The sequence below is a fragment of the Arenibacter flavimaris genome (assembly GCF_030291335.1).
Classification (GTDB): domain Bacteria; phylum Bacteroidota; class Bacteroidia; order Flavobacteriales; family Flavobacteriaceae; genus Arenibacter.
This window is the reverse complement of the sequence record NZ_JASWIM010000004.1, coordinates 207,054-229,215: the sequence shown is the minus strand read 5'-3', so window position 1 is coordinate 229,215 and position 22,162 is coordinate 207,054. Positions and strand designations below refer to the sequence as shown.

Below are 22,162 nucleotides of genomic sequence, written 5' to 3'. Positions count from 1 at the left end.
GGCATTTTTCCATTCTTGAACCTTAGGTGTTTCCACTTCTATTAAGTGCCCATATTACGACTTTTCTTGTGTGGATATGATGCTGGATCCTACCATTGCCAGCGTTGAAAACAGTCTGTTAACAATCATATAACCTAATTTTAAACTCATAATTGGCTTATTGTCAGTCTGAAATGCCAATCTTTGAATATATATCGATTTTCTGTGCATGAAAATTATTGCCAATTCAATATTGACCACAATGGTCAAATTTTTAAATCCAGGATCAAGGTCCATTTGCGCTCCCTACCAATTTCATATCATAAACCGATCAAATATTGCTCCATGAAAAAAAGACCTGTGGAATTAGTGGTTTTATCCGATGTACATTTAGGTACCTACGGATGCCATGCCAAAGAATTAGTCAAATATCTAAAATCGATAATACCCAAAGAAGTGGTTTTAAACGGCGATATTATTGATATATGGCAATTTAGTAAGCGTTACTGGCCAAAATCGCACATGAAGGTGGTAAAAATAATTATGCAATGGGTGGCGGAAGGAATCCCCGTGCACTATGTGGCCGGCAACCATGATGAAATGTTAAGGAAGTTTCTAGGGTTTAAATTGGGATCCTTTAGTATTGTCAATAAAGTGGTCTTGGAAATAAATGGTAGCAAGGCCTGGATGTTCCATGGGGATGTTTTTGATGTTACCATGCAACATTCCAAATGGATTGCAAGACTGGGAGCTACGGGTTACGACATGCTTATTTTGTTGAACAGTGCCATAAATTATTGCAGTAAAAAAATGGGAAAAGGCCCGGTTTCCATGTCCAAGAAGATAAAAAGCAGTGTTAAATCGGCGATTAAATTCATTAATGATTTTGAACAGATTGCTGCTGATATCGCAATAGAAAATGGATATAATTATGTGGTTTGTGGGCATATTCACCAACCCGAAATGAGAGAAATAGCTACTTCCAAAGGGTCGGTCATGTATCTTAATTCCGGGGATTGGATAGAGAATTTAACTAGTTTGGAATACAATAATGGGGCATGGAGATTATACCACTATATGGAGGATGTTATGATTATCAATGATGACGAAAACATTATGGAGCCAATGGAGATTCCCGATAAAAACCAACTTTTTCAGAATTTGGTGAGGGAATTTCAGTTTTTGACCTCTGCAGGGAATGAATGACCTTTCTTTTCCTTTTGATCTCTTAGAACTCGGATACTATGAAAATACTTTATGCCATTCAGGGAACTGGCAATGGTCATCTTAGTAGGGCGCGCGATGTTATTCCGGCACTACAGAAAAAGGGAGTGGAATTGGATATACTTGTGAGCGGAATACAGGCGGATATTCGGATTCCCCACCCTGTCAAGTATCAGTTAAAAGGACTTAGTTTTATTTTTGGAAAGCAAGGCAATGTTGATGTATGGAGGACTTATCTGAAGTCCAATGCCGCTAGATTTCAGAAGGAGATAAAAAGTATACCCATAGAAGATTATGACTTGATCATCAATGATTTTGAACCCGTTTCTGCCTGGGCATGTAAACTAAAAAATAAGCCTTCCATAAGTTTTAGCCATCAGGCGGCAGTGCTTTCCCCCAATTCCCCAAAACCGGACAAAAACGACCTTATGGGTAAATTTATTTTAAAGAACTATGCGCCCACCACGCTACAGTTTGGCCTGCATTTTAGAGCCTACTCGGATAAAATTTATACGCCTATCATCCGAAAGGATATTAGAACGGCTGAGGTTAAGGAAGGGAATCATTATACCGTGTATCTGCCGTCCTATAGCGATGGCAGGATTTTGAAAACCCTCTCAGAGGTACCCAATATTAAGTGGGAAGTTTTTTCCAAACACAATAAAACGGAGTTTTTTGGCAAGAATATCAGTATTAGGCCAATAACCAATGAAGCATTCGTGCAAAGTATGGTCACTGCCAAGGGGATATTGACCGGCGCGGGTTTTGAAACCCCTGCCGAGGCTTTGCACCTGGGTAAGAAGTTGATGGTAATCCCCATGAAAGGACAGTACGAACAACAATGCAATTCCGCCGCATTGAGGGAATTGGGGGTTCCTGTAATCAAATCCCTAAAAAATAAGCATTTGGAAAAATTAAGACAATGGGTAGATAGTGAAACCAAAATTGAGATACACTATCCCGATATCACAAAACAGATTATTGACCAGTTGCTTGAGGAGGCCGTTCTGGACTAAACAATCTTTGTTGGTATGTCGAAAAATTTGGATTATTTCAATTTGCAAGCAGATGATTTTGGGGAGAATTTTGTTTGGGGCGTATCTACGGCGGCCTACCAGATTGAAGGGGCACACGATAGGCACGATAAAGGGCCCTCCATTTGGGATGAATTTACCTCAAAAAAGGGAAATACTTACCAAAATCAGCATGGTAACCATGCCTGTGAATTTTATCATAGGTTTCAAGAAGATATCCTCTTGATGAAGAAAATGAATATTGATCACTTTAGGCTCTCCCTGTCCTGGCCCCGGATATTACCAAATGGAACAGGTGCTATAAACAACAGAGGAATTGAATTTTACAATGATGTAATCAATTTTTGTCTGGAATGCGGTATAACGCCTTGGGTGACATTATATCACTGGGACCTGCCCCTGGCACTGGAAGAAAAAGGAGGGTGGGCCAATCGGGAAATCGTGGAATGGTTCCAGGAATATGTAACAGTTTGTGCCACTAATTTTGGGGATAGGGTCAAGAATTGGATGGTATTGAACGAACCCATGGTTTTTACGGGTGCGGGTTATTTTCTAGGGGTACATGCCCCAGGAAGGAGAGGTTTGAAAAATTTTTTGCCCTCAGTGCACCACGCGGTATTGTGCCAGGCCGCTGGAGGTAGGATTTTGCGCAGTCTGGTGGCCAATGCCCATATTGGCACCACCTTTTCCTGTTCCCAAATATCACCATATAGGAACAATCCCAAGGACCTTAAGGCTGCAGAAAGGGTGGATGCCATGCTTAACCGACTCTTTATTGAGACTTCCTTGGGAATGGGATACCCTTGGGAGACAATGCCCGTTCTTAAACGAATGCAATCCTATATATTGCCAGGGGACGCCGAGAACTCTGTTTTTGATTTCGATTTTGTGGGGATCCAAAATTATACGCGGGAAAAAGTAAAGCATTCCTATCTCGTACCCCATATAAGGGCCAAAATAGTAAGGGCAAGTAAACGCAAGGTTAGGGCTACCCTAATGGATTGGGAAGTATATCCTCCCAGTATTTTTAAGATGATAGAAAGATTTAATGGCTACGAGGGGGTAAAAAAAATAATAATTACGGAAAACGGAGCGGCCTTTGCAGACGAAATTTATAAAGGCAGGGTAATGGATAAGGAAAGGCTTTCCTATTTGCAGGCCTATTTAAAGCAGGTTCATAGGGCGAAAATGGAAGGACTAAAGGTGGATGGGTATTTTGTATGGACATTTACCGACAATTTTGAATGGGCGGAAGGGTATAACCCTAGATTTGGTTTGGTATATGTGGATTTTGAAAATCAGCAACGAATTATAAAGTCTTCGGGACAATGGTACAGCCAATTTTTAGGCAACAGGAAGTGAGAGTTTTAAAAGTACTCTTTGAATGGTTTTGTACGGCTTCATTTTTGTGGAAGGGGACTCAAGGCTGCACGGAGTCTTATGAACAAATAAAAGGGCTCAATTTTATAAATTAAAAAACCGATGGTAGCATCGGTTTGGAGTAGCTGACTCAAATTGTATTATAAGAACGTATCCATTGTTTGGTTACCGTAAATATATACTTTGGGGTTGTTTCCAATGTTACCTTAGGATAATCCATTGGTTAGTGCGCTATTAATTATTAGACCATTTTTAAAAATGAGTATCAAAACTAAAAATATAGTACCTTAGTATACGGCCGATAAGGTATAATTCGCTGTATTTATCATTAACCAATATTTTTATTATGCTAAAAAAAATTTTGTTAGGCTTGGGTGTAGTATTGATCCTGATCCAGTTTTTCCGACCCGAAAAAAATGAATCCAACGACAATACGGACGACATTTCAACGAAATATAATGTTCCTGAGGATGTAAACCATTTGTTGAAAGTTTCCTGTAATGACTGTCATTCCAATAAGACGGAATACCCTTGGTATTCCAACGTGCAGCCGGTGGCCTGGTTCTTGAACAATCATGTTGTGGACGGTAAAAGGCATCTGAATTTTTCCAATTTCACCAAGTTGCCATTGGCCATACAATACCACAAATTTGAAGAGGTTGTGGAAATGGTGGAAGAAAAGGAAATGCCAATACCTTCCTATACCTATTTAGGACTTCATTCGGAAGCTAACCTTACCCAAGAGCAACGGGACAAAATTATGGATTGGTCCAAGGCCCAAATGGCCTATTTAAAGGCCAATTATCCTGCGGATAGCTTGGTGCGGAAGAAAAGGTCCAAGCCTGCGCCAACGAAATGATGGGGAATAAGAAGTGCTGTTAGGGCGATCTTTGAGAAGCCAGCTTTAAGACGTTTCAAAGTTTGCCTATTACATTTGGTTTGTATTCACCTACTGAAAAGCAGGAAGCCCTGTAATGTCCGCACCGGTTATTAGTAGATGGATGTCATGGGTGCCTTCATAGGTGATAACGCTTTCAAGATTCATCATATGGCGCATAATACTGTATTCTCCAGTGATGCCCATTCCTCCCAAAACCTGTCTGGCCTCCCGGGCTATTTTGATCGCCATGTCAACATTATTCCGCTTGGCCATAGAAATTTGCGCCGTAGTGGCCCTTCCTTCGTTTTTCAATTGCCCCAATCGGAAGGCCAATAATTGTGCTTTGGTGATTTCTGTAATCATCTCCGCCAGTTTTTTTTGTTGTAGTTGGGTAGCAGCTATTGGTTTTCCAAATTGGATGCGTTCCTTGGCATATCTCAAGGCGGTATCATAACAATCCATTGCAGCGCCTATGGCACCCCAGGCAATTCCATAGCGGGCGGAATCCAAACAGCCCAAGGGTGCTCCCAGTCCGTTTTTACCCGGCAGTAGATTTTCTTTGGGTACCTTTACGTTATCAAAAATTAATTCGCCTGTGGCCGAGGCGCGTAATGACCATTTGTTATGGGTCTCCGGCGTTGTAAAACCTTCCATGCCCCGTTCTACTATAAGTCCATGGATACGTCCTTCTTCGTTCTTGGCCCAGACCACTGCTATATCGGCAAAAGGAGAGTTGGAAATCCAAAGTTTGGCGCCGTTTAATAGAAAATGATCCCCTTTATCCTTAAACTTTGTTTCCATGCCACTGGGGTTGGATCCATGATTGGGTTCCGTTAATCCAAAACAGCCCATAAATTCGCCAGAGGCCAATTTGGGCAAGTATTTTTTTCGTTGCTCCTCATTGCCGTAGGCATAAATTGGATACATTACCAAAGAGGATTGTACCGAGGCGGTGGAGCGGACCCCGCTATCGCCCCGTTCTATTTCCTGCATTATTAACCCGTAGCTAATCTGATCCAGACCTGCCCCTCCGTATTCCTGAGGGATATAGGGCCCAAAGGCCCCAATCTCAGAGAGGCCTTTGATGATTTGTTTTGGAAACTCTGCTTTTTGGGCATATTCTTCTATGATAGGCGAGATATCCCGTTTTACCCACTGCCGGGCAGCATCGCGCACCAATTTATGTTCTTCGGATAAAAGATCGTCTAAATTGTAATAATCAGGAGCTTCAAACAAATCGGGTCGCATAGCATTAATTTTAGAATCAAAAATAAACAAATTAAGGATTTGTTTAAAAATATAACACAAGAAAGTATGATTGTTACATTTTTAAATAGTAATCCCTTGTCAGTTCTACGTATTCCTCGGTATATTGGTGTCGGGCCAACTCTATGGTCAGATTTTCAATCTCAACAGAAGTCTTTCCAAATTGTAATTCCAACATGCTTCGCTTAATCCCGGAATTGGGATTTCCTTTAATGCGCAAAAGCCGCCTGGGATAAAGGTTGTTTGCAGCTGCCAAATCCAAAAATCTTGCCTCTTCCTTAAACGGGATGATGGTGGAAAAGGTGCCATTTTTCGCCAAGAGTTTCACAACGCCGGTCAAAAGTTCCTCAAAGGGTAGGGACCGACTCTGTCTTGCGATATCCCTGGATTCATTTCCACTGGGTACCATTTCAGCGTAAAATGGTGGATTGGATACAATAAGATCGTATTTATCGTCTATTTCGGATACAAATTCATTTAGGGAAGCATGATAACAGAATAAACGATCGGCCCAATTGGAAGCTTCAAAATTCTCGACACATTGCTCATAGGCATCTTCATCTATTTCTATGCCGTCTATACTTTCTGCATGGCTTCTTTGTGCCAACATTAAAGCCACAACTCCCGTTCCCGCCCCAATATCCATGATGGAAAAGGGTTGGTGCTCCAAAGAGGTCCAGGCTCCCAATAAAACACCATCGGTACCAATTTTCATGGCACAGCGATCCTGATGTATTTGGAATTGTTTAAATTGGAAGGGTTTGCTCATGGTAAATCCAGCTTTTGATTATAGGAGATAGCTTTGCCTACTCCACTTTTCCTGCCTCCCTGTTGTTGGTACCTTCCAACTCCAGTAGGGAATCCCCCAGTTCATGGCGCATCTCATTTGCCAGGATTTTTATTTGGTCTACCACTTCCGGGTATTCTTCGGCCAGGTCGTTGGTCTCACTTGCATCTGTTGTAACATCATAAAGTTCTATTTCCTCCATTTCAACCATACGGTATTTCCCTGGTAGCCCATCCCTACCAGGCTCTTGTCCGTCCATGGTCCTGTAAGTATGGGGGAAGTACATTTTCCATTTTCCATAACGTACGCCCATGAGTTCGTTTATTCTATAGTAAAAGAAATAAGCTTCCTGTGGGCTTTCTTGGCTTTCCCCGGTGAGCAGGGACAAGGCGCTTTTTCCATCGATAGTTAAGTTGGGCAAGCGAGCTCCTGTTATTTCAGCGATGGTAGGCAAAATATCTATGGCCATGACTGGTATGTCTATGGTTTTTCCAGGGGTTATCTTGTTGGGGTATCTCATAATGAAGGGCTCGCGCTGTGCCCCCTCCCAAGCAGTTCCCTTGCCTTCCCTAAAGGGCAGGGCACTGCCCGCGTGGTTGCCATAGGAAAGCCACGGTCCATTGTCCGAAGTAAAGATAACCACTGTATTGTCTTCCAGGCCGTTCTTTTTCAAAGCAGCCAATATTTCACCTACGGACCAGTCGATCTCCATGATAACATCCCCGTATAGACCTCTTTTTGATTTTCCTTTAAATTTATCCGATACAAAGAGTGGTACGTGGGGCTGTGGATGGGGTACATATAGAAAGAAAGGATTGTTTTTGTTCCTGTTGATAAAATCAACACTCCTTTCCGTTATTTGGGTGGTAAGTTGGGATTGCTCCGTAAGCGTATCCAGGACCGTTTCATTTTCATAAAGTGGCAAGGGGCCAAAATTGAATACCGAACCCTGTTGGGGGTGGTAGGGCCACATATCATTGGAGTAGGGGATGCCAAAGAATTCGTCAAAACCATGTCTCGTTGGTAAGAACTGTGGACTATCGCCTAAATGCCATTTTCCATAGATGGCGGTTTTATAACCAATATTTTTTAGCATCTCCGCTATGGTCATTTCCGATGCATTTATTCCTGTAGGGCTACCCGGCCCCAAGGCATTGTGAATGCCAATTCGGTTGGGGTAGCAGCCGGTAAGTATACCTGCCCTTGAAGCGGAACAAATAGGTTGGGCAGAATAAAAACTGGTGAGTTTTAGCCCCTCTTTTGCCATTTGGTCCAAATGGGGGGTTTCAATATTGGGAGCGCCAAAAGTACCTACATCCTGATACCCCTGATCATCGGTAAAAATTAAAATTACATTGGGTGGAATTTCGGGCTTTGATTCTTTTTTCTTTTCCACGCAGGAAAATAAAACCAATGAAAGGAAAAGCAAGCGTAGATTTCTGAACATTATTTTAGTTTTTGATGTAAGTCCCTATTAGGGAATTTGATAAAGCTAAAATAATATTTTGAAATGTTATGCTCCAATGGCCGAAAGTGCTATGGCAAAAAATTTTGTAGTGCACCCCTAGGAGAGGTTGTTGTTCTTGTTAAGCCCCGTTGTAATAGTTGTTTTTAATGGAATCCATTATTTTTTCACCTTCGGAAATGGCCCTTACCAAATTCCAAATATTTTCTGTAATCAAAGGTTTTAAGGGTTGTTCCAACTTTGGGATTTTTGGAAATACGAGTTGTAATTTTTTGTCCCATATTTTGTAATATTTCAGTAGGTCATCTGGATATACAACCTTTCGTTTTGTGCCTTCATCAATTCCCCTGAAGGGTTGTGGGATGTTTAGATATCCATAGTCGTCCGTTAGTTGTTCCCCAATATGTATATCGCGAATGGCCACTTCAAAATCATAGGCGGTGGTAAGGCAATTGGAGTTAAAACTGTGGTTAACGTATCTCGCATTGTCCCAACAAAGTATAAATCTTCCCTTATTGTCCCTAAAGGTGTAGGTGTCCAATATGGACTGATAAAGTGGTTCCAGGGATTCAAGTTCGGCAGGGGTGAATTGGCGGTCCAACTTGTCCAATACCCAGGTTATGGTTCCTGCAGGAATAAATTCTGTGGCTACTACACCATAGCCGATCTCCCTATTGATGAATTGTAATTCTGTTTTAGGATGAATCATTTTAAGGTATAAAATAATTACGTGAATACTGAATAGTTATTTCAATTTAAGTTTTGCATTACTTTGGACAGTTCCCTTTTACAAGCAATTTTCCTAACCAAAATGAGGTGGAAAAATTATTTGGATCCGACCCGGTCAATAAGAAATGCAATAAAGAAAGATAGGTAAAATTACCATCCGTTTTATAAGGGGGTAAAAATTAAAAAGATGGGGGGTTAGGACAAGTAAAGGTCTACCAACCCCTCAGGTGTGTCAACAAAAATAGTTTTGTTTTCACGGGCCACCTTAACAATTATCTCATCCCTTACTGGAATAAGCAAATGTTTGCCGTCTTTTTCAAGTTCAAAAAGAGCTTGGGCAGTGGTGTCGTTTATACTTTGAATGATTCCTATATTACCATGGACCTTGTCTTCCACCCTAAAGCCAATTACTTCGTGGTAATAAAATTTATTGCCTTTTAATTTGGGCAAAAATTCAAGGGGAAGATATATTTCGGAGCCCATTACCTTGTCTGCGTCCGATTCATCGGCAACCTCCTCAAATCGCACTCGTAAGAGACTGGATTTGTGAAGTTGGCTTTTTTCAATAAAAAAAGGAACCAGATTGTTTCCGAGGGAAACGAATACTGATTCCAGTTTTTCGTACAATTCGGGTTCATCGGTATCCAATTTAATGAGTACCTCACCCTTAAAGCTATGTTTGGAAACGATTTTACCGAGGTAGAAACATTCTTCCTTTGTCATCGTTTATAATTAGCTATTCTTTTTCTTTAGTCTCTTCAGGAGCTTCTGCAGGTGCAGCCGTTTCTTCAGGAGCGGCCGCTTCGGCAACTTCTTCCACTATGGGAGCAGCTTCTTCAATGACTTCTTCAGCTGCAGGTGCCTCAGCTTCGGCAGCAGCGGCGATACGTTTTTCGTTCACCTCTTTTTCAGCTTTTAAAGCCTTAGCTCTAGCGTCGGCTTCCGCCTTGGCCAAACTATCTACCTTGGAACCAACAATATTTGCTTTTTCTTCCAACCAAGCATTGAATTTTTCTTCAACTTGCTCTTCGGTCAAGGCGCCTTTACGAACACCGCCTAATAAATGGTGCTTTAAAAGTACTCCTTTGTATGATAAAATTCTTTTTGCAGTTTCAGAAGGCTGTGCACCGTTCTGTAGCCATTTTACGGAACTGTCAACATCCAATTCTATGGTTGCAGGGTTGGTATTTGGATTGTAGATACCTAATTTTTCCAAGTATTTACCATCTCTTTTGGCGCGGGAATCCGCAGCTACTACCCAATAAAAAGGTTTTCCTTTTTTTCCGTGTCTTTGTAATCTAATTCTAACTGGCATATCACATTAATTTGTAGGGTGCCCGACCCTTGGTTATTAATTCTTTATTCGCTAGGTTCTTCCTAAGCGGGTGCAAATATAATATTTCTTTTTATGTGGTTGTCAAATATTTGGGCTAAAATTCAATTTATGTGTGCAAATAGCTTAACATTTCTTTAGAAAGGCTGTTAAACTTGTGTCGAGGCCAATTTTGAATTTGGAGTTGTGTACAATTCATATAGTTTATTACAAGGGCTGGCAAAGGTCGCTCCCATAATGTCCAATTAAAAATGATGAGAGGTAAAATGATGTATTCGGAAAAATCTCAAAAGGGGCTAACCTACCTATTGATAAAAAATTATGATGCCGAAAAGGGATATATATCTGCAATAGGTAAAATAAACAATCAATAGGTGCTTAAAGGACAAGGCCAAACTACTTGGGAAATTGCCAGCAAAGGGCGGAAGCCTAAAAGTGGATATGCACAGGCTGTGGATGAAGCTTAAATTTGCCCTGGACTTCAAAGAAAGAGGACAACTGATGGAAGAAGTAGGGTGAGGGGGGTATAATGGGATTTAATGTAAAAGGGAATTTGTGCTTCCGCCATCCACTAAGGGTATGAAACAGCATAGGGTTCAAATATTTAGGAATAACAAAGTGGAAGCAGATGATTCCATCCGCTTCCATGCATTTGTGAACGTTGATAACTCCTGATAAATGCCCTTTAGCTTTAGGCGCTATTTCCTTATTTTTACCACTTCCAATCCCATCATATAAAATCGCTCTATGTACCTTATTTTTGATACGGAAACCACTGGATTACCCAAACGTTGGGATGCCCCTTATACGGATACCGACAATTGGCCCCGCTGTATACAGATTGCATGGCAGTTGCACGATGATATGGGCAGGCTTTTGGAAAGTCAGGATTATTTGGTGCAGCCAGATGGATTCAATATACCTTATGACGCCGAACAAATTCATGGAATATCCACGGAATTGGCACAACAAAACGGTATTCCGATCGGAGAGGTTTTGGAGAAATTCAATATGGCACTTTCCAAAACAAAGTTTGTAGTTGGCCAGAATGTGGGATTCGACCTTAATATTATGGGGGCTGAATTCCATCGGTACCAAGTTGAAAATTCGTTACAGGAATTGCCAGTACTGGATACCTGTACCGAACATACGGCCCAATTATGTCAGATTCCCGGGGGGCGGGGCGGTAAGTTTAAATTACCGACCTTAACGGAATTGCATCAATACTTGTTTGGCGAGCCTTTTGGGGAAGCGCACAATGCCACGGCCGATGTGGAGGCAACCACGCGTTGCTTCTTGGAATTGGTTCGTAAACAGGAATATACGGCCGAACAATTGGATGTTCAGCCAGATTATTTTAAGAATTTCTCCGAGGCCAATCCCCAGGAAATACAATTGATAGGCTTAAAGCACATCAACCTAAAAAAGGCATCAAAAAAAATAGCCGATGCCTTATGGGAGAAAGATACAGGTGGGGTTTCCAAGGAAGAGATAAAAGAAAATTTGGCCACCTTGGAGGCCGCAAACTTTGCCCACCTCCATAACCATACACAGTTTTCCATTCTGCAGTCTACCATTAGTATTCCTGCCTTGATCTCGGCTACAGCAAAGGCCAGGATGCCAGCGGTAGCGATGACCGATCATGCGAACATGATGGGAGCCTTTCATTTTGTTAATGGGGTTATTAACCACAACAAGGGAGTTGTTGCCAGGAACGAAGAAAATTTAAAGCGTTATGAAGCCACTATCAACGGAACCTTGGAAGAAGGCCAAGAACCGTTGCAGGAACTTCCGGAACCAGAGTTGGAGATTACGCCGATTATAGGCTGTGAATTTCAAGTCTGTGAAGATCATACCAATAAATCCCAGAAGGATAATGGGTATCAAATAGTAATGCTCGCCAAAAACAAAAATGGGTATTTGAATTTGGCAAAAATGTCCTCCATTGCTTTCGTGGAAGGGAAGTATTATGTACCGCGTATAGATAAGAAGGTCATAGAGCAATACAAGGAGGATATCATTGTCCTAACGGGGAATCTTTATGGGGAAGTGCCCAGTAAGGTCTTAAATGTTGGGGAGAACCAGGCGGAAGAAGCCTTGTTGTGGTGGAAGGAGACCTTTGGGGATGACCTTTACATGGAAATTATGCGCCACGGTCAGGAGGATGAAGACCGAGTAAACCAGGTGTTGATACAGTTTGCCCAAAAGCACAATATAAAATTGGTTGCTACCAACAATACCTATTACCTGGAAAAGGAGAATGCGCATGCCCATGATATTTTACTATGTGTAAAGGATGGTGAAAAACAGGCTACTCCTATAGGTCGAGGGAGAGGTTACCGATATGGCCTGCCCAATCAGGAATATTACTTTAAGTCCCCTGATGAAATGAAGGACCTCTTCAAGGATATTCCTGAGGCCATTACCAATATTCAGGAGGTTATAGACAAGGTAGAAACATTTACCCTTGCCCGTGACGTGTTATTGCCTGCTTTTGATATTCCGGAGGAGTTTAGGTTTGAAGAAGATAAGTTGGATGGTGGTAAACGGGGTGAGAATAAATATCTTAGACACATAACTTATGAAGGGGCTAAAAAAAGATATGGTGAGATTACCCCTGAAATTGATGAGCGACTCGATTTTGAGCTTAAGGTAATTGAGAAGACCGGATATCCGGGTTATTTCCTGATTGTGGAGGATTTTATCCGGGCCGCACGTAATATGGATGTATCGGTTGGTCCTGGTCGGGGTTCCGCAGCGGGGTCTGCCGTTGCTTATTGCTTATGGATAACCAATTTGGACCCTATTAAGTACGATCTACTTTTTGAGAGATTCCTAAATCCAGATCGTGTGTCCATGCCCGATATCGATATCGATTTTGATGACGAAGGCCGTGGTAGGGTAATGGATTATGTGATCAATAAATACGGATCCAATCAGGTGGCCCAGATCATTACCTATGGTACCATGGCAGCAAAGTCATCCATTAGGGATACGGCACGGGCCTTGGATCTGCCGCTGGGGGATGCGGATCGTATGGCCAAACTGATTCCCAATATGTCCAAGTTAAAGAAGATTATTGGGGTAGACGAAAAAACTTTAAAGGAAAAATTCAATAGCGAGGAACTGATAAAAATCAATGAGTTGCTGGCGATCTCCGAGGGTGATGGTCTGGAATCTGAAACCCTGAATCAGGCGTATATTTTGGAGGGTTCCGTACGTAACACCGGTATACACGCCTGTGGGGTGATTATTACGCCCGATGATATTACCAAGTTCGTCCCTGTGGCCTTGGCGAAGGATTCCGATATGTATTGTACCCAGTTCGACAACTCGGTGGTGGAAAGTGCTGGATTGTTAAAGATGGATTTCCTGGGGTTAAAAACCTTGACCCTTATCAAGGATACCGTAAAAATAGTAAAGGCCAAACACGGTATAGAATTGGATCCGGAGAATTTTCCCTTGGACGACGAAAAGACTTACGAGCTTTTCCAGCGTGGGGAAACCGTAGGGGTGTTTCAATATGAATCTCCCGGCATGCAAAAACACATGCGGGCGTTAAAACCTACCGTTTTTGCAGATCTTATAGCCATGAACGCTTTGTACCGTCCAGGCCCTATGGAATATATTCCCAGTTTCATTGCCCGTAAGCACGGTACGGAAGAAATTATATATGACCTTGATGCCTGTGAGGAATATTTAGCGGAAACCTACGGAATTACAGTATACCAGGAGCAGGTGATGCTACTTTCTCAAAAGCTTGCCGATTTTACCAAGGGCGAGGCGGATGTTTTGCGTAAGGCGATGGGGAAGAAGCAGAAGCATGTCTTGGACAAAATGAAGCCACAGTTTATAAAACAGGCTTCGGAAAAAGGTCATCCCGTAGACAAGTTGGAGAAGATTTGGAAGGATTGGGAGGCATTTGCAGCCTATGCATTTAACAAATCGCATTCTACCTGTTACGCTTGGATTGCCTATCAGACAGCATATTGTAAAGCACATTACCCAGCAGAATATATGGCGGCCGTGCTTTCCAATAACATGAACGACATAAAGCAGGTTACCTTCTTTATGGAAGAGTGTAAACGCATGGGGCTGGAAGTATTGGGGCCAGATGTAAACGAATCTTATTATAAGTTTGCGGTAAACGATGCCGGTGCAGTGCGGTTTGGCATGGGAGCTGTAAAAGGGGTTGGCCGTGGTGCGGTGGAAACCATCGTGGAGAATAGAAAGAAAGACGGACCATATAAATCTGTTTTTGACCTGGCCAAACGCATCGATCTAAGAGCAGCGAATAAAAAGGCTTTTGAGAATTTGGCGGTGGCCGGTGGCTTCGATTCCTTTGGGGATACACATAGAGCTCAATATTTTTATGATGAAGGGGACGGAATTACCTTTTTGGAAAAAGCCATGAAATATGGGGCCAAATTTCAAGAGAATGAGAATTCCTCACAAGTGAGTTTGTTTGGCGATGCCAGTAACGTGCAGATTCCGGAACCCGTGGTGCCTCCCTGTGAGGAATGGGGTACTATGGGGAAATTGCGAAGGGAAAAAGAAGTAGTGGGAATTTATATTTCCGGCCATCCCTTGGACGATTTTAATGCAGAAATAAAGGCTTTCTGCAATGCGAGCCTCTCCAATTTAAATGATTTGGAGGCAATAGTCAATAGAGAGGTGTCCTTTGCTGGGGTCATAACCGATGTGCAGCATAGGGTTTCTAAAAATGGCAAGGGATGGGCCATGTTCACTATGGAGGATTATACGGATACCTTTGAATTTAGAATGTTTGGGGAAGAGTATTTAAAGTACCGCCATTTCTTGATGATCAATTCTTTCGCCTATGTCAAAGTGTTTGTGCGCGAAGGCTGGGTAAACCGTGATACCGGTAAAAAAGGAGATCCCAGAATGCAGTTTAATATGATCATGATGTTGCAGGACGTGATGGAAACCTTTGCCAAAAAACTCACCATTAAGTTGGATATATCCCAACTGAAGGAGGAAAGCATATTGGACCTTAAGGATACTTTGGTCTCACATCAGGGGAATCATCCCTTAAGTTTTGTGGTATACGAGATGGAGGAGCAGATAAAAGTAAATATGACCAGTAGAAAACAAAAAATTCAAATATCGAGTGAATTACTCCTGCAGCTCAATGAAAAGGATGTACATTACAAGTTGAATTAAATGTTTTGTAGTTGATGAATGGGAAGGTGGGGAATATCACCTAAGTCCAAAGTGTTAAAAAGAATAGGTTTTATCAATTTGACCATAGTTAAAACGAATATATCGTTAGTAAGGAAAAGGCAAAATAATTGTCTAAATTTGTATAATATTTAAAAATAACGAAACATGGCATTAGAAATAACAGATGCTACTTTTGATGAAGTAGTTTTAAAAAGTGATAAACCGGTAGTAGTGGATTTTTGGGCGGCATGGTGTGGTCCTTGTAGAATGGTAGGTCCTATTATCGATGAGGTAAGTACCGAGTATGATGGTAAGGCCGTTGTTGGTAAGGTAGATGTGGACGCCAATCAAGAGTTTGCCGCTAAGTACGGCGTAAGAAATATCCCCACGGTATTGGTGTTTAAAAATGGTGAAATAGTGAACAGACAGGTTGGTGTTTCCCCTAAAAAGGTTTATACCGATGCAATTGATGCATTGCTGTAGCCTACACTGATTTCCGAATAGGAATATAAAAGTTGAAAAAAGATCCTGCTTTAGCGGGATTTTTTTATGCCCAATTTTCAAGGAATATAATATTTGAAACCTAGAAAAAAGGAGTTGACTACCAATTAATTAGTTTGGTCTCCCTTTTTTTGGCTTTTCTATTTTTTAACCCGGCCATATCTTCATTATCTTAGCATTATGGAGCTACAATCGGAATTACATAAGGCAAGTTTGTTTCAAAACTTGGAATTATTGGCAGGACAGGTGGTGGAAGGATTTATCAGTGGCATCCATAAAAGTCCCTTTCATGGATTTTCAGCGGAATTTGCAGAACATAAAATCTATAATAAGGGGGAAAGCACCAAGCATATAGATTGGAAGTTGTTTGCCAAGACAGATAAGTTGTATACCAAGCGCTACGAGGAAGAGACCAATTTACGATGTCATATGATCCTGGACAATTCGGCTTCCATGTATTATCCGGAAGTTGGAGCCTTAAGCCTTAAAAACCTTAATAAAATTGGTTTTGGGGTCCTGGCTATTGCCGCATTGATGAATATTCTTAAAAGACAGCGGGATGCAGTTGGTTTAAGTGTATATAGCGACCAATATAATTTTTATTCTTCGGAAAAGAGTAGTGAAAGGCACCACCAAATGTTGTTGGCCATATTAAGCGGGATTAGTCAGGAAACTAAACCTGCCAAACAGACCGAGACCTATACCTATTTGCACCAGATTGCCGAAAAAATAAAAAGAAGAAGTTTAATCGTACTTTTCACAGACATGTTCCAGACTTCCGAAGATAATGGACAGTTGTTCGAGGCCTTACGTCATTTAAAGTACAATAAACACGAGGTAGTTCTTTTTCATATCATGGACAAGGAAACAGAATATTCATTTGATTTTGAAAATACACCCAAGCGTTTTTTAGATGTGGAGACAGGATCCCATATTGATCTTTATGCCGATTCTGTAAAGGAAGCCTATGAAAGAGAGGTGGGGTCATACTTCGCCGCATTGAAACTTAAATGTGCCCAATATAAAATTAAATATGTGGAGGTGGATGTAAAAGATAGTTTCTCGTTGATAATGAACACCTTTATGGTGGAGCGCCAAAAATTTACGTAGAAACTTGCATTATTTTTAGAAAATTGTTTGTGCAATTAAATAAGGGGTGTATATTTGCACTCGCTAAACGCCACGGTTCGGTAGTTCAGTTGGTTAGAATACCTGCCTGTCACGCAGGGGGTCGCGGGTTCGAGTCCCGTCCGGACCGCCAACAAACAAGGCCCTTCAAGAGATTGAAGGGCTTTTTGTTTTTAGTGTTGCACGCAGATTGCATGCAGAATTTGTGATTTTCTGGGGTCAAGAACAATTGTTGTGTTTATGCAAATATTGTAGTTAATCTATAAAGGAAGAATTCTACATTCTTGTACCAATGCCCAGTTTTGTATACGCCGTTTGCATTTTTATACTCGAACGTCTGGACCTGTTGGAAAGACAGTTGACGGCTGATGAGAGCGTCCTTGATTTGAGCCCAATAGTGGCAGCTGGTTATAGCGAGGCTTAAGAGAGTTTACACTCCTGGAGCCTTTTTTATTGGCCATAAATCCGTATTATGGATTAATCCAGGATCATGCCTAATTTCTGGGTATTTGGATATTTATGCAAATAACTGAGTTAATCTAAACAGAAAGAATTCTGTGTTTCTAACCCCTCTGAACTGTGCCCTGAATGCCTTTATTTTGGCATTGAACGATTCCGCGGATGCATTTGTGCTTCTGTTTATAAAATAGTTCAGGATCGATCTATAGTTGAGCGATATCGTGTTTGCAATAGTGTTGAAGGCTCTAAAGCCCGTGTTCTCTACGTCTTTGTACCAATGGGCCAGCTTGGTATATGCCGTTTGAATGGAAGTTGCCGTATTGAATATGTTCCTGAGTCCTTGGACCAGGTCAAAGGCAGTCTTTATATCAGGGTATTGATCGAACAATATCCTGCTTCTTTCGGATTGGTTCCGGGTCCAATTGTTGGGCGATTTATAAAGCAGGTACCTACTTCTGGCCAAGAGTTGTTTTCTGGTGTCCCCGTTATTGAATTCTTTTGGGACGAAGGCCCTGTTCTTTTCTTTTGCCCGTTTTATCTGTTCGTTCTCCAGGTCTATGGCGTCCCATCTGTGCTTGATCCGGATATCCTGAAGGGCCTCCAGTGCCAGCTTCTGTACGTGGAACCTATCCGTCACCTGTACCGCTTTTGGAAAGCATTTTTTGGCGATGGTCTTCATCGAGTTCGCCATATCCAGGGTGATTTCCTTGACCGTTGCCCTTTTCTTGGCGGGTATTTTCATCAGTTGTTCCATGATGGGCTCCACCTTGGTGCCGGAGAATATGGCCACTATAGACCCTTTTTTACCCTTGGCTTTTTTGTTGGTGATTATGGTGTAGAGCTCCCCCTTGGAGAGTGCCGTTTCGTCAATGGAGAGGTAAGGTCCCATATTTTCGGGAAAGACGAGCCATTGTTTGGCATGTCCCTTTTGCTCCCAATGCTTGAACTCGCTCAGATAATTCCTGTACTGCCGCTGGAGTTTCTTGCCATTTACCCCGAAGAGAGACCCAAGTTGTTGGCCGCTCAGGGCCGTATTATCCGTTGATCTCTTTTAAAAAAGCAGCGAACTCCTTTGACATGCGGGTCCCCTGTGCAATAAATTCGTCCCAATCACGGCTGGTCTTGGTCCACTTTCCATCCTCCAGGACATCCCAGCGCCTGCGCTTGAGACTCAAACTGACCAGATTGCTGCGGATCGGATAATCATCGATGACCCTGGGCTCCATAAAGCCACTGGCCTTAAAGGTGTGCTCTTTGTAACGCTCCGGTATCTGCTTTTTCTCCTCTAGAAATACAGTCAGCCGATTGTCGTATAAGGGATTCTTTATAGGTTTTTGTTCAAAGCCGACGATATCAAAAAAGTCGAGTAATCCCTCTGGTAAAAATAAGCTCAATAACGATAAATCGGTTCCTTTGTCCATCCATTAAATTTAAAGTGCAAAGAAATAAATTATTCACTTCAGACCCAAGTTTTGTTCTTGATCCTTAATCCAAAAAAAAACCATTCCACATTCTCACGGGCAGGATATTATGTATTTCATAGAATGGTGTGTCGGCTAATTTGGGTTTCAAAAACGGATTATATATAAGAAATGTCTGAAAAGGAAGGTGTTAAAAAGCCATTAATATAAAAACTATACCTCCTGCTTTGCGCCCATTCCAAAAAATAAAAGGAAAACTCCGTTCATTTTATCATCGAGGGTTTTACGCAAAATGGCGAAGGCCTTGGTCATATGTGCTTCAACAGATTTTGTGGAAACATCTAAATATTCGGCAATTTCTATGTTATTAAGGCCATCTTGCTTGCTCAATAAAAATACTTGTCTGCATTTTGGAGGGAGACTTTCAATTTCTATTCTAACCAGGGCAATTAATTTTTCCAATGAATTTTCATCTTCCTCTTCAACAACTGCGGTTAATGCATCAATATTTTTCTTATCCAATGGAACTACAAATTTTATATTTCTATTTTGATTGATAAATTCATTATAAACCGATCTAAACAAATAACTTTTAACGGCAAAATCATCTTTCAGTTTAAAACGGATCCTCCAAATATTGATAAAAACATTTTGGACAATATCTTTTGCTAAATCACCGTCATTAGCAAGCCCATAGGCATAAGAACAGAGCATATTATGGTATTTGTCGACTAAAAAAGTGTATGCTTTGGAATCTCCTCTTTTAATACCTTGTATTAGTTCAATATTCGTCATCGGAAAGATATAATGGATTTGTGTATTTAGGAATACAGGCTATATATTTTTACGAAAATAAAAATAAAGTTGGTAAAAAGTTAGGGTTGTGTAAATTTCTTGTGTTATAGTGTTATAAAATGGATAAAATGATTTCCAATAAGATACAAAGATTAATCACACAATATGTTACCAAACAAGCCTCGGATATAGAATTGGAAGACTTGGAATCATGGCTCGAAAACCCCAAGAATTATTCGGTGTTCAAAAGATACTTAAAAATTAACTACCTAATCGACCTAACTATGGATTTGTTCGATTCCGAAAATTCAAAAAAAGAACTACTCGATTTAATTAAGAAGGAAAAGAGAGTAAATAGATTATATAAGTTTTTTAATACAATGAAATATGCGGCAGCTGTTGCCCTATTTATAGGAATAATATATACTGTTAAAAATGGATATTTAATAGAAAAACCTAAATTACTAATACCTGCAAATGTTATTACGCTGCAATTGGAAAATGGGAACATAGAGGTGCTCCATGAAGATGGAACTACAAAAATAATTGATGTCAATGGCAAGGTAGTCGGGAATCAAAGTGGTAATCAATTACGATACGACAGTAATACCAAAATTGAAAAGATAGTCTACAATACTTTAACAGTTCCCAATGGAAAGCGTTTTGAAGTACAATTATCCGATGGAACAAATGTGTATTTAAATGCAGGGACATCCTTGAGATATCCAGTGAAATTTATTCAGAATAATAAAAGGGAAGTGTTCGTAACCGGGGAGGCATTTTTTGATGTGGCTCCCGATAGGGAACATCCTTTCATTGTTAATGCCGATAGTTTAAATATTGAAGTATTAGGTACCGAGTTCAATGTAACTGCCTATCCTGAAGATTTGTCTACAGATGTTGTCTTGGTCGAAGGGTCTGTAGGAATGTACATGAATAACAAAACTATGGATGAAGGGATGCTAATAGAACCAGGCACGAAAGGCTCACTTAATAAAAATCTGGAAACCTTTACATCGGAATTAGTAGATACTTCTCTATATACCCTATGGATGGATGGCGATTTGGTGTTTAGAAATATGCCATTCAGAAATATTGCAAGGAAACTAGAGCGAAGATTTAATATAACTATAATAATTAAAAATTATAAACTTAACGACGAGGTTTTTAACGCCACATTTAAAGAAGGGGCAACCATTCAGAATATTTTACATTCCTTCAAGAATAGCTTTGGTCTAGACTATACAATTAAGGACAGTACAGTGTACATTAATTAACTTAAAATACAAATTATATGGAATAAAATCAATTTAAAATTTTTCAAAGAAAAAATCACTTAATTACTCTTAAAAGGATAAAAAAAACCGGAAGATGCTACGAACATCTCCCGGTAGTTGTAAGTGATCAACCAACTAAATTAGTCATTCACTATTTATACGCATTAAAATTATGAAAAAACTTCATGATGGGAAAGGTAGTTGTCTACCTTTTGTCAAATTTGATTTAAAAATGAAATTAACCTTAATCCTAACATTTGTATCCTTTATTGGAATGTTTGCAAATTCGGGATATTCCCAATCACTCACTTTAGAGGTCGAGAACATGACAATAGATAATGTAATTAATAAAATTGAGTTAACCTCAAAGTATACATTTGTTTACAATACCAGATTTGTTGATTTGCAGCGTAGAGTATCCTTAAAGTTTAATGATGCTTCTATTTCCGAGGTTCTGGAGCAATTGTTCGAGAATGCAAGACCTAAAACATCGTTTCATGTAATTGATACCGAAGTTTTTTTAAATGAGGGAAGTACTTTAGAGGAAAATTCCAAAACATTCGATCATACCCAGAAGCAGGCTATTCAAATTACCGGATCCGTAATAGATAATACCGGTCAGCCCCTTCCCGGTGCCAATATTTTGGAAAAGGGAACCACCAATGGAACCCAGGCGGATTTTGACGGGAATTTTTCTATTTCCGTGGAAGATGAAAATGCCGTTTTAACGGTTTCCTATATTGGATATGCCACCAAAGAGATCTCCATTAATGGCCAAACCAATATTATGGTTAGCCTGGAAGAAAGTGCCGTTGGTATGGACGAAGTAGTGGTAGTAGGATATGGTACACAGAGTCGGCATAATGTTACAGGCGCCATTTCAAGTATTTCCGAGGAAGACATCTCTGGCCGTCAAGTCAGAAGTCTTGATCAAATGATGCAAGGCAAAATGGCCGGTGTCGCTATCAAAACTAATTCTGGAAAACCAGGTAGTGAAGGAGCCGATATAATAATTCGAGGAGTAAATTCTTTTGGGACGAGCAGTTATCCTCTTGTTTTAATTGATGGAATAGAAGGGGAGATAAATTCGGTAGCCCCGGAAAATGTTCAAAGTGTTAGCGTAATGAAAGATGCCGCATCTGCCGCCATCTACGGATCAAGAGCAGCTAATGGGGTAGTCCTAATAACCACGAAAAGAGGCAGGGCAGGAGAATTAAATATTACATATAACGCTAATTTTTCTAACCAAACCAATCTTTTTAATCGCAATATACATTATAAATTAAGAGGACGGGACGGAGAAAAGCACCAATAATCCTG

At 40.7% G+C, this 22,162-nt stretch carries 18 protein-coding genes and 1 tRNA gene; 10 read left to right on the top strand and 9 right to left on the bottom strand.

Annotated features, from left to right (window positions below; all coding sequences use genetic code 11):
* The first annotated feature begins 324 nt into the window (after positions 1-324).
* The 4 genes from QSE00_RS05690 to QSE00_RS05675 all read left to right on the top strand — a co-directional run bounded on the left by QSE00_RS05690 (position 325) and on the right by QSE00_RS05675 (position 4,476).
* Positions 325-1,185: a UDP-2,3-diacylglucosamine diphosphatase gene (locus tag QSE00_RS05690; RefSeq protein WP_286105239.1), complete on the top strand. Its 861-nt coding sequence runs from the start codon at positions 325-327 to the stop codon at positions 1,183-1,185.
* Between the two features lie 38 nt (positions 1,186-1,223).
* On the top strand, positions 1,224-2,219 hold the full coding sequence (locus QSE00_RS05685) for a glycosyltransferase family protein (protein WP_286105238.1): 996 nt from the start codon (positions 1,224-1,226) through the stop codon (positions 2,217-2,219).
* Positions 2,220-2,234: 15 nt separating this feature from the next.
* Positions 2,235-3,599, top strand: coding sequence for a GH1 family beta-glucosidase (locus QSE00_RS05680; RefSeq protein WP_286105237.1), 1,365 nt, complete (start codon positions 2,235-2,237; stop codon positions 3,597-3,599).
* Between the two features lie 364 nt (positions 3,600-3,963).
* The gene (locus tag QSE00_RS05675; protein WP_286105236.1) at positions 3,964-4,476 is read left to right on the top strand and encodes a heme-binding domain-containing protein; all 513 of its coding nucleotides are present in this window, start codon (positions 3,964-3,966) and stop codon (positions 4,474-4,476) included.
* Between the two features lie 90 nt (positions 4,477-4,566).
* Here the strand turns inward: QSE00_RS05675 and QSE00_RS05670 are convergent, their stop codons facing one another.
* From QSE00_RS05670 to QSE00_RS05645, 6 genes are all read right to left on the bottom strand, one after another.
* A complete protein-coding gene (locus QSE00_RS05670) occupies positions 4,567-5,745 on the bottom strand; it encodes an acyl-CoA dehydrogenase family protein (protein ID WP_110355128.1) in 1,179 nt (392 codons plus the stop codon).
* A 73-nt stretch (positions 5,746-5,818) separates the two neighbouring features.
* Complete coding sequence (locus QSE00_RS05665) at positions 5,819-6,532, bottom strand: tRNA1(Val) (adenine(37)-N6)-methyltransferase (RefSeq protein ID WP_286105235.1); 714 nt, start codon at positions 6,530-6,532, stop codon at positions 5,819-5,821.
* A 37-nt stretch (positions 6,533-6,569) separates the two neighbouring features.
* Entirely contained in the window at positions 6,570-7,997 is a 1,428-nt protein-coding gene (locus tag QSE00_RS05660) for a sulfatase family protein (RefSeq protein ID WP_286105233.1), read from the bottom strand.
* A gap of 139 nt (positions 7,998-8,136) precedes the next feature.
* Entirely contained in the window at positions 8,137-8,724 is a 588-nt protein-coding gene (locus QSE00_RS05655) for an SET domain-containing protein (RefSeq protein WP_110355131.1), read from the bottom strand.
* A 215-nt stretch (positions 8,725-8,939) separates the two neighbouring features.
* On the bottom strand, positions 8,940-9,467 hold the full coding sequence (gene rimM / locus QSE00_RS05650; RefSeq protein WP_286105232.1) for a ribosome maturation factor RimM: 528 nt from the start codon (positions 9,465-9,467) through the stop codon (positions 8,940-8,942).
* A 13-nt stretch (positions 9,468-9,480) separates the two neighbouring features.
* Positions 9,481-10,059, bottom strand: a complete 579-nt coding sequence (locus QSE00_RS05645) for a 30S ribosomal protein S16 (RefSeq protein WP_286105231.1) — start codon at positions 10,057-10,059, stop codon at positions 9,481-9,483.
* Positions 10,060-10,824: 765 nt separating this feature from the next.
* Here QSE00_RS05645 and dnaE point away from each other — a divergent pair.
* The 4 genes from dnaE (at position 10,825) to QSE00_RS05625 (ending at position 17,023) form a co-directional block, all read left to right on the top strand.
* Entirely contained in the window at positions 10,825-15,261 is a 4,437-nt protein-coding gene (gene dnaE, locus QSE00_RS05640; protein ID WP_286105230.1) for a DNA polymerase III subunit alpha, read from the top strand.
* Positions 15,262-15,426: 165 nt separating this feature from the next.
* Positions 15,427-15,744 carry a thioredoxin gene (trxA, locus tag QSE00_RS05635; RefSeq protein ID WP_031442126.1) on the top strand — a complete coding sequence of 106 codons (318 nt, stop codon included), beginning with the start codon at positions 15,427-15,429 and terminating at the stop codon, positions 15,742-15,744.
* A 198-nt stretch (positions 15,745-15,942) separates the two neighbouring features.
* Entirely contained in the window at positions 15,943-16,872 is a 930-nt protein-coding gene (locus tag QSE00_RS05630) for a DUF58 domain-containing protein (protein WP_286105229.1), read from the top strand.
* A 74-nt stretch (positions 16,873-16,946) separates the two neighbouring features.
* Positions 16,947-17,023: transfer RNA gene (locus QSE00_RS05625), tRNA-Asp, on the top strand.
* A gap of 384 nt (positions 17,024-17,407) precedes the next feature.
* Here QSE00_RS05625 and QSE00_RS05620 read toward each other — a convergent pair.
* The 3 genes from QSE00_RS05620 to QSE00_RS05610 form a co-directional block, all read right to left on the bottom strand.
* Complete coding sequence (locus QSE00_RS05620; RefSeq protein WP_459076833.1) at positions 17,408-18,376, bottom strand: ISAon1 family transposase; 969 nt, start codon at positions 18,374-18,376, stop codon at positions 17,408-17,410.
* A 7-nt stretch (positions 18,377-18,383) separates the two neighbouring features.
* A complete protein-coding gene (locus QSE00_RS05615; RefSeq protein ID WP_286105227.1) occupies positions 18,384-18,770 on the bottom strand; it encodes an ISAon1 family transposase N-terminal region protein in 387 nt (128 codons plus the stop codon).
* A gap of 213 nt (positions 18,771-18,983) precedes the next feature.
* Positions 18,984-19,565, bottom strand: coding sequence for an RNA polymerase sigma factor (locus QSE00_RS05610; RefSeq protein WP_286105226.1), 582 nt, complete (start codon positions 19,563-19,565; stop codon positions 18,984-18,986).
* A gap of 128 nt (positions 19,566-19,693) precedes the next feature.
* Between QSE00_RS05610 and QSE00_RS05605 the strand changes: the two genes are divergently transcribed.
* A complete protein-coding gene (locus QSE00_RS05605) occupies positions 19,694-20,842 on the top strand; it encodes a FecR family protein (protein ID WP_286105225.1) in 1,149 nt (382 codons plus the stop codon).
* 232 nt (positions 20,843-21,074) lie between these two features.
* The gene (locus QSE00_RS05600) at positions 21,075-22,157 is read left to right on the top strand and encodes a SusC/RagA family TonB-linked outer membrane protein (RefSeq protein ID WP_286105224.1); all 1,083 of its coding nucleotides are present in this window, start codon (positions 21,075-21,077) and stop codon (positions 22,155-22,157) included.
* Positions 22,158-22,162: the final 5 nt, after the last annotated feature.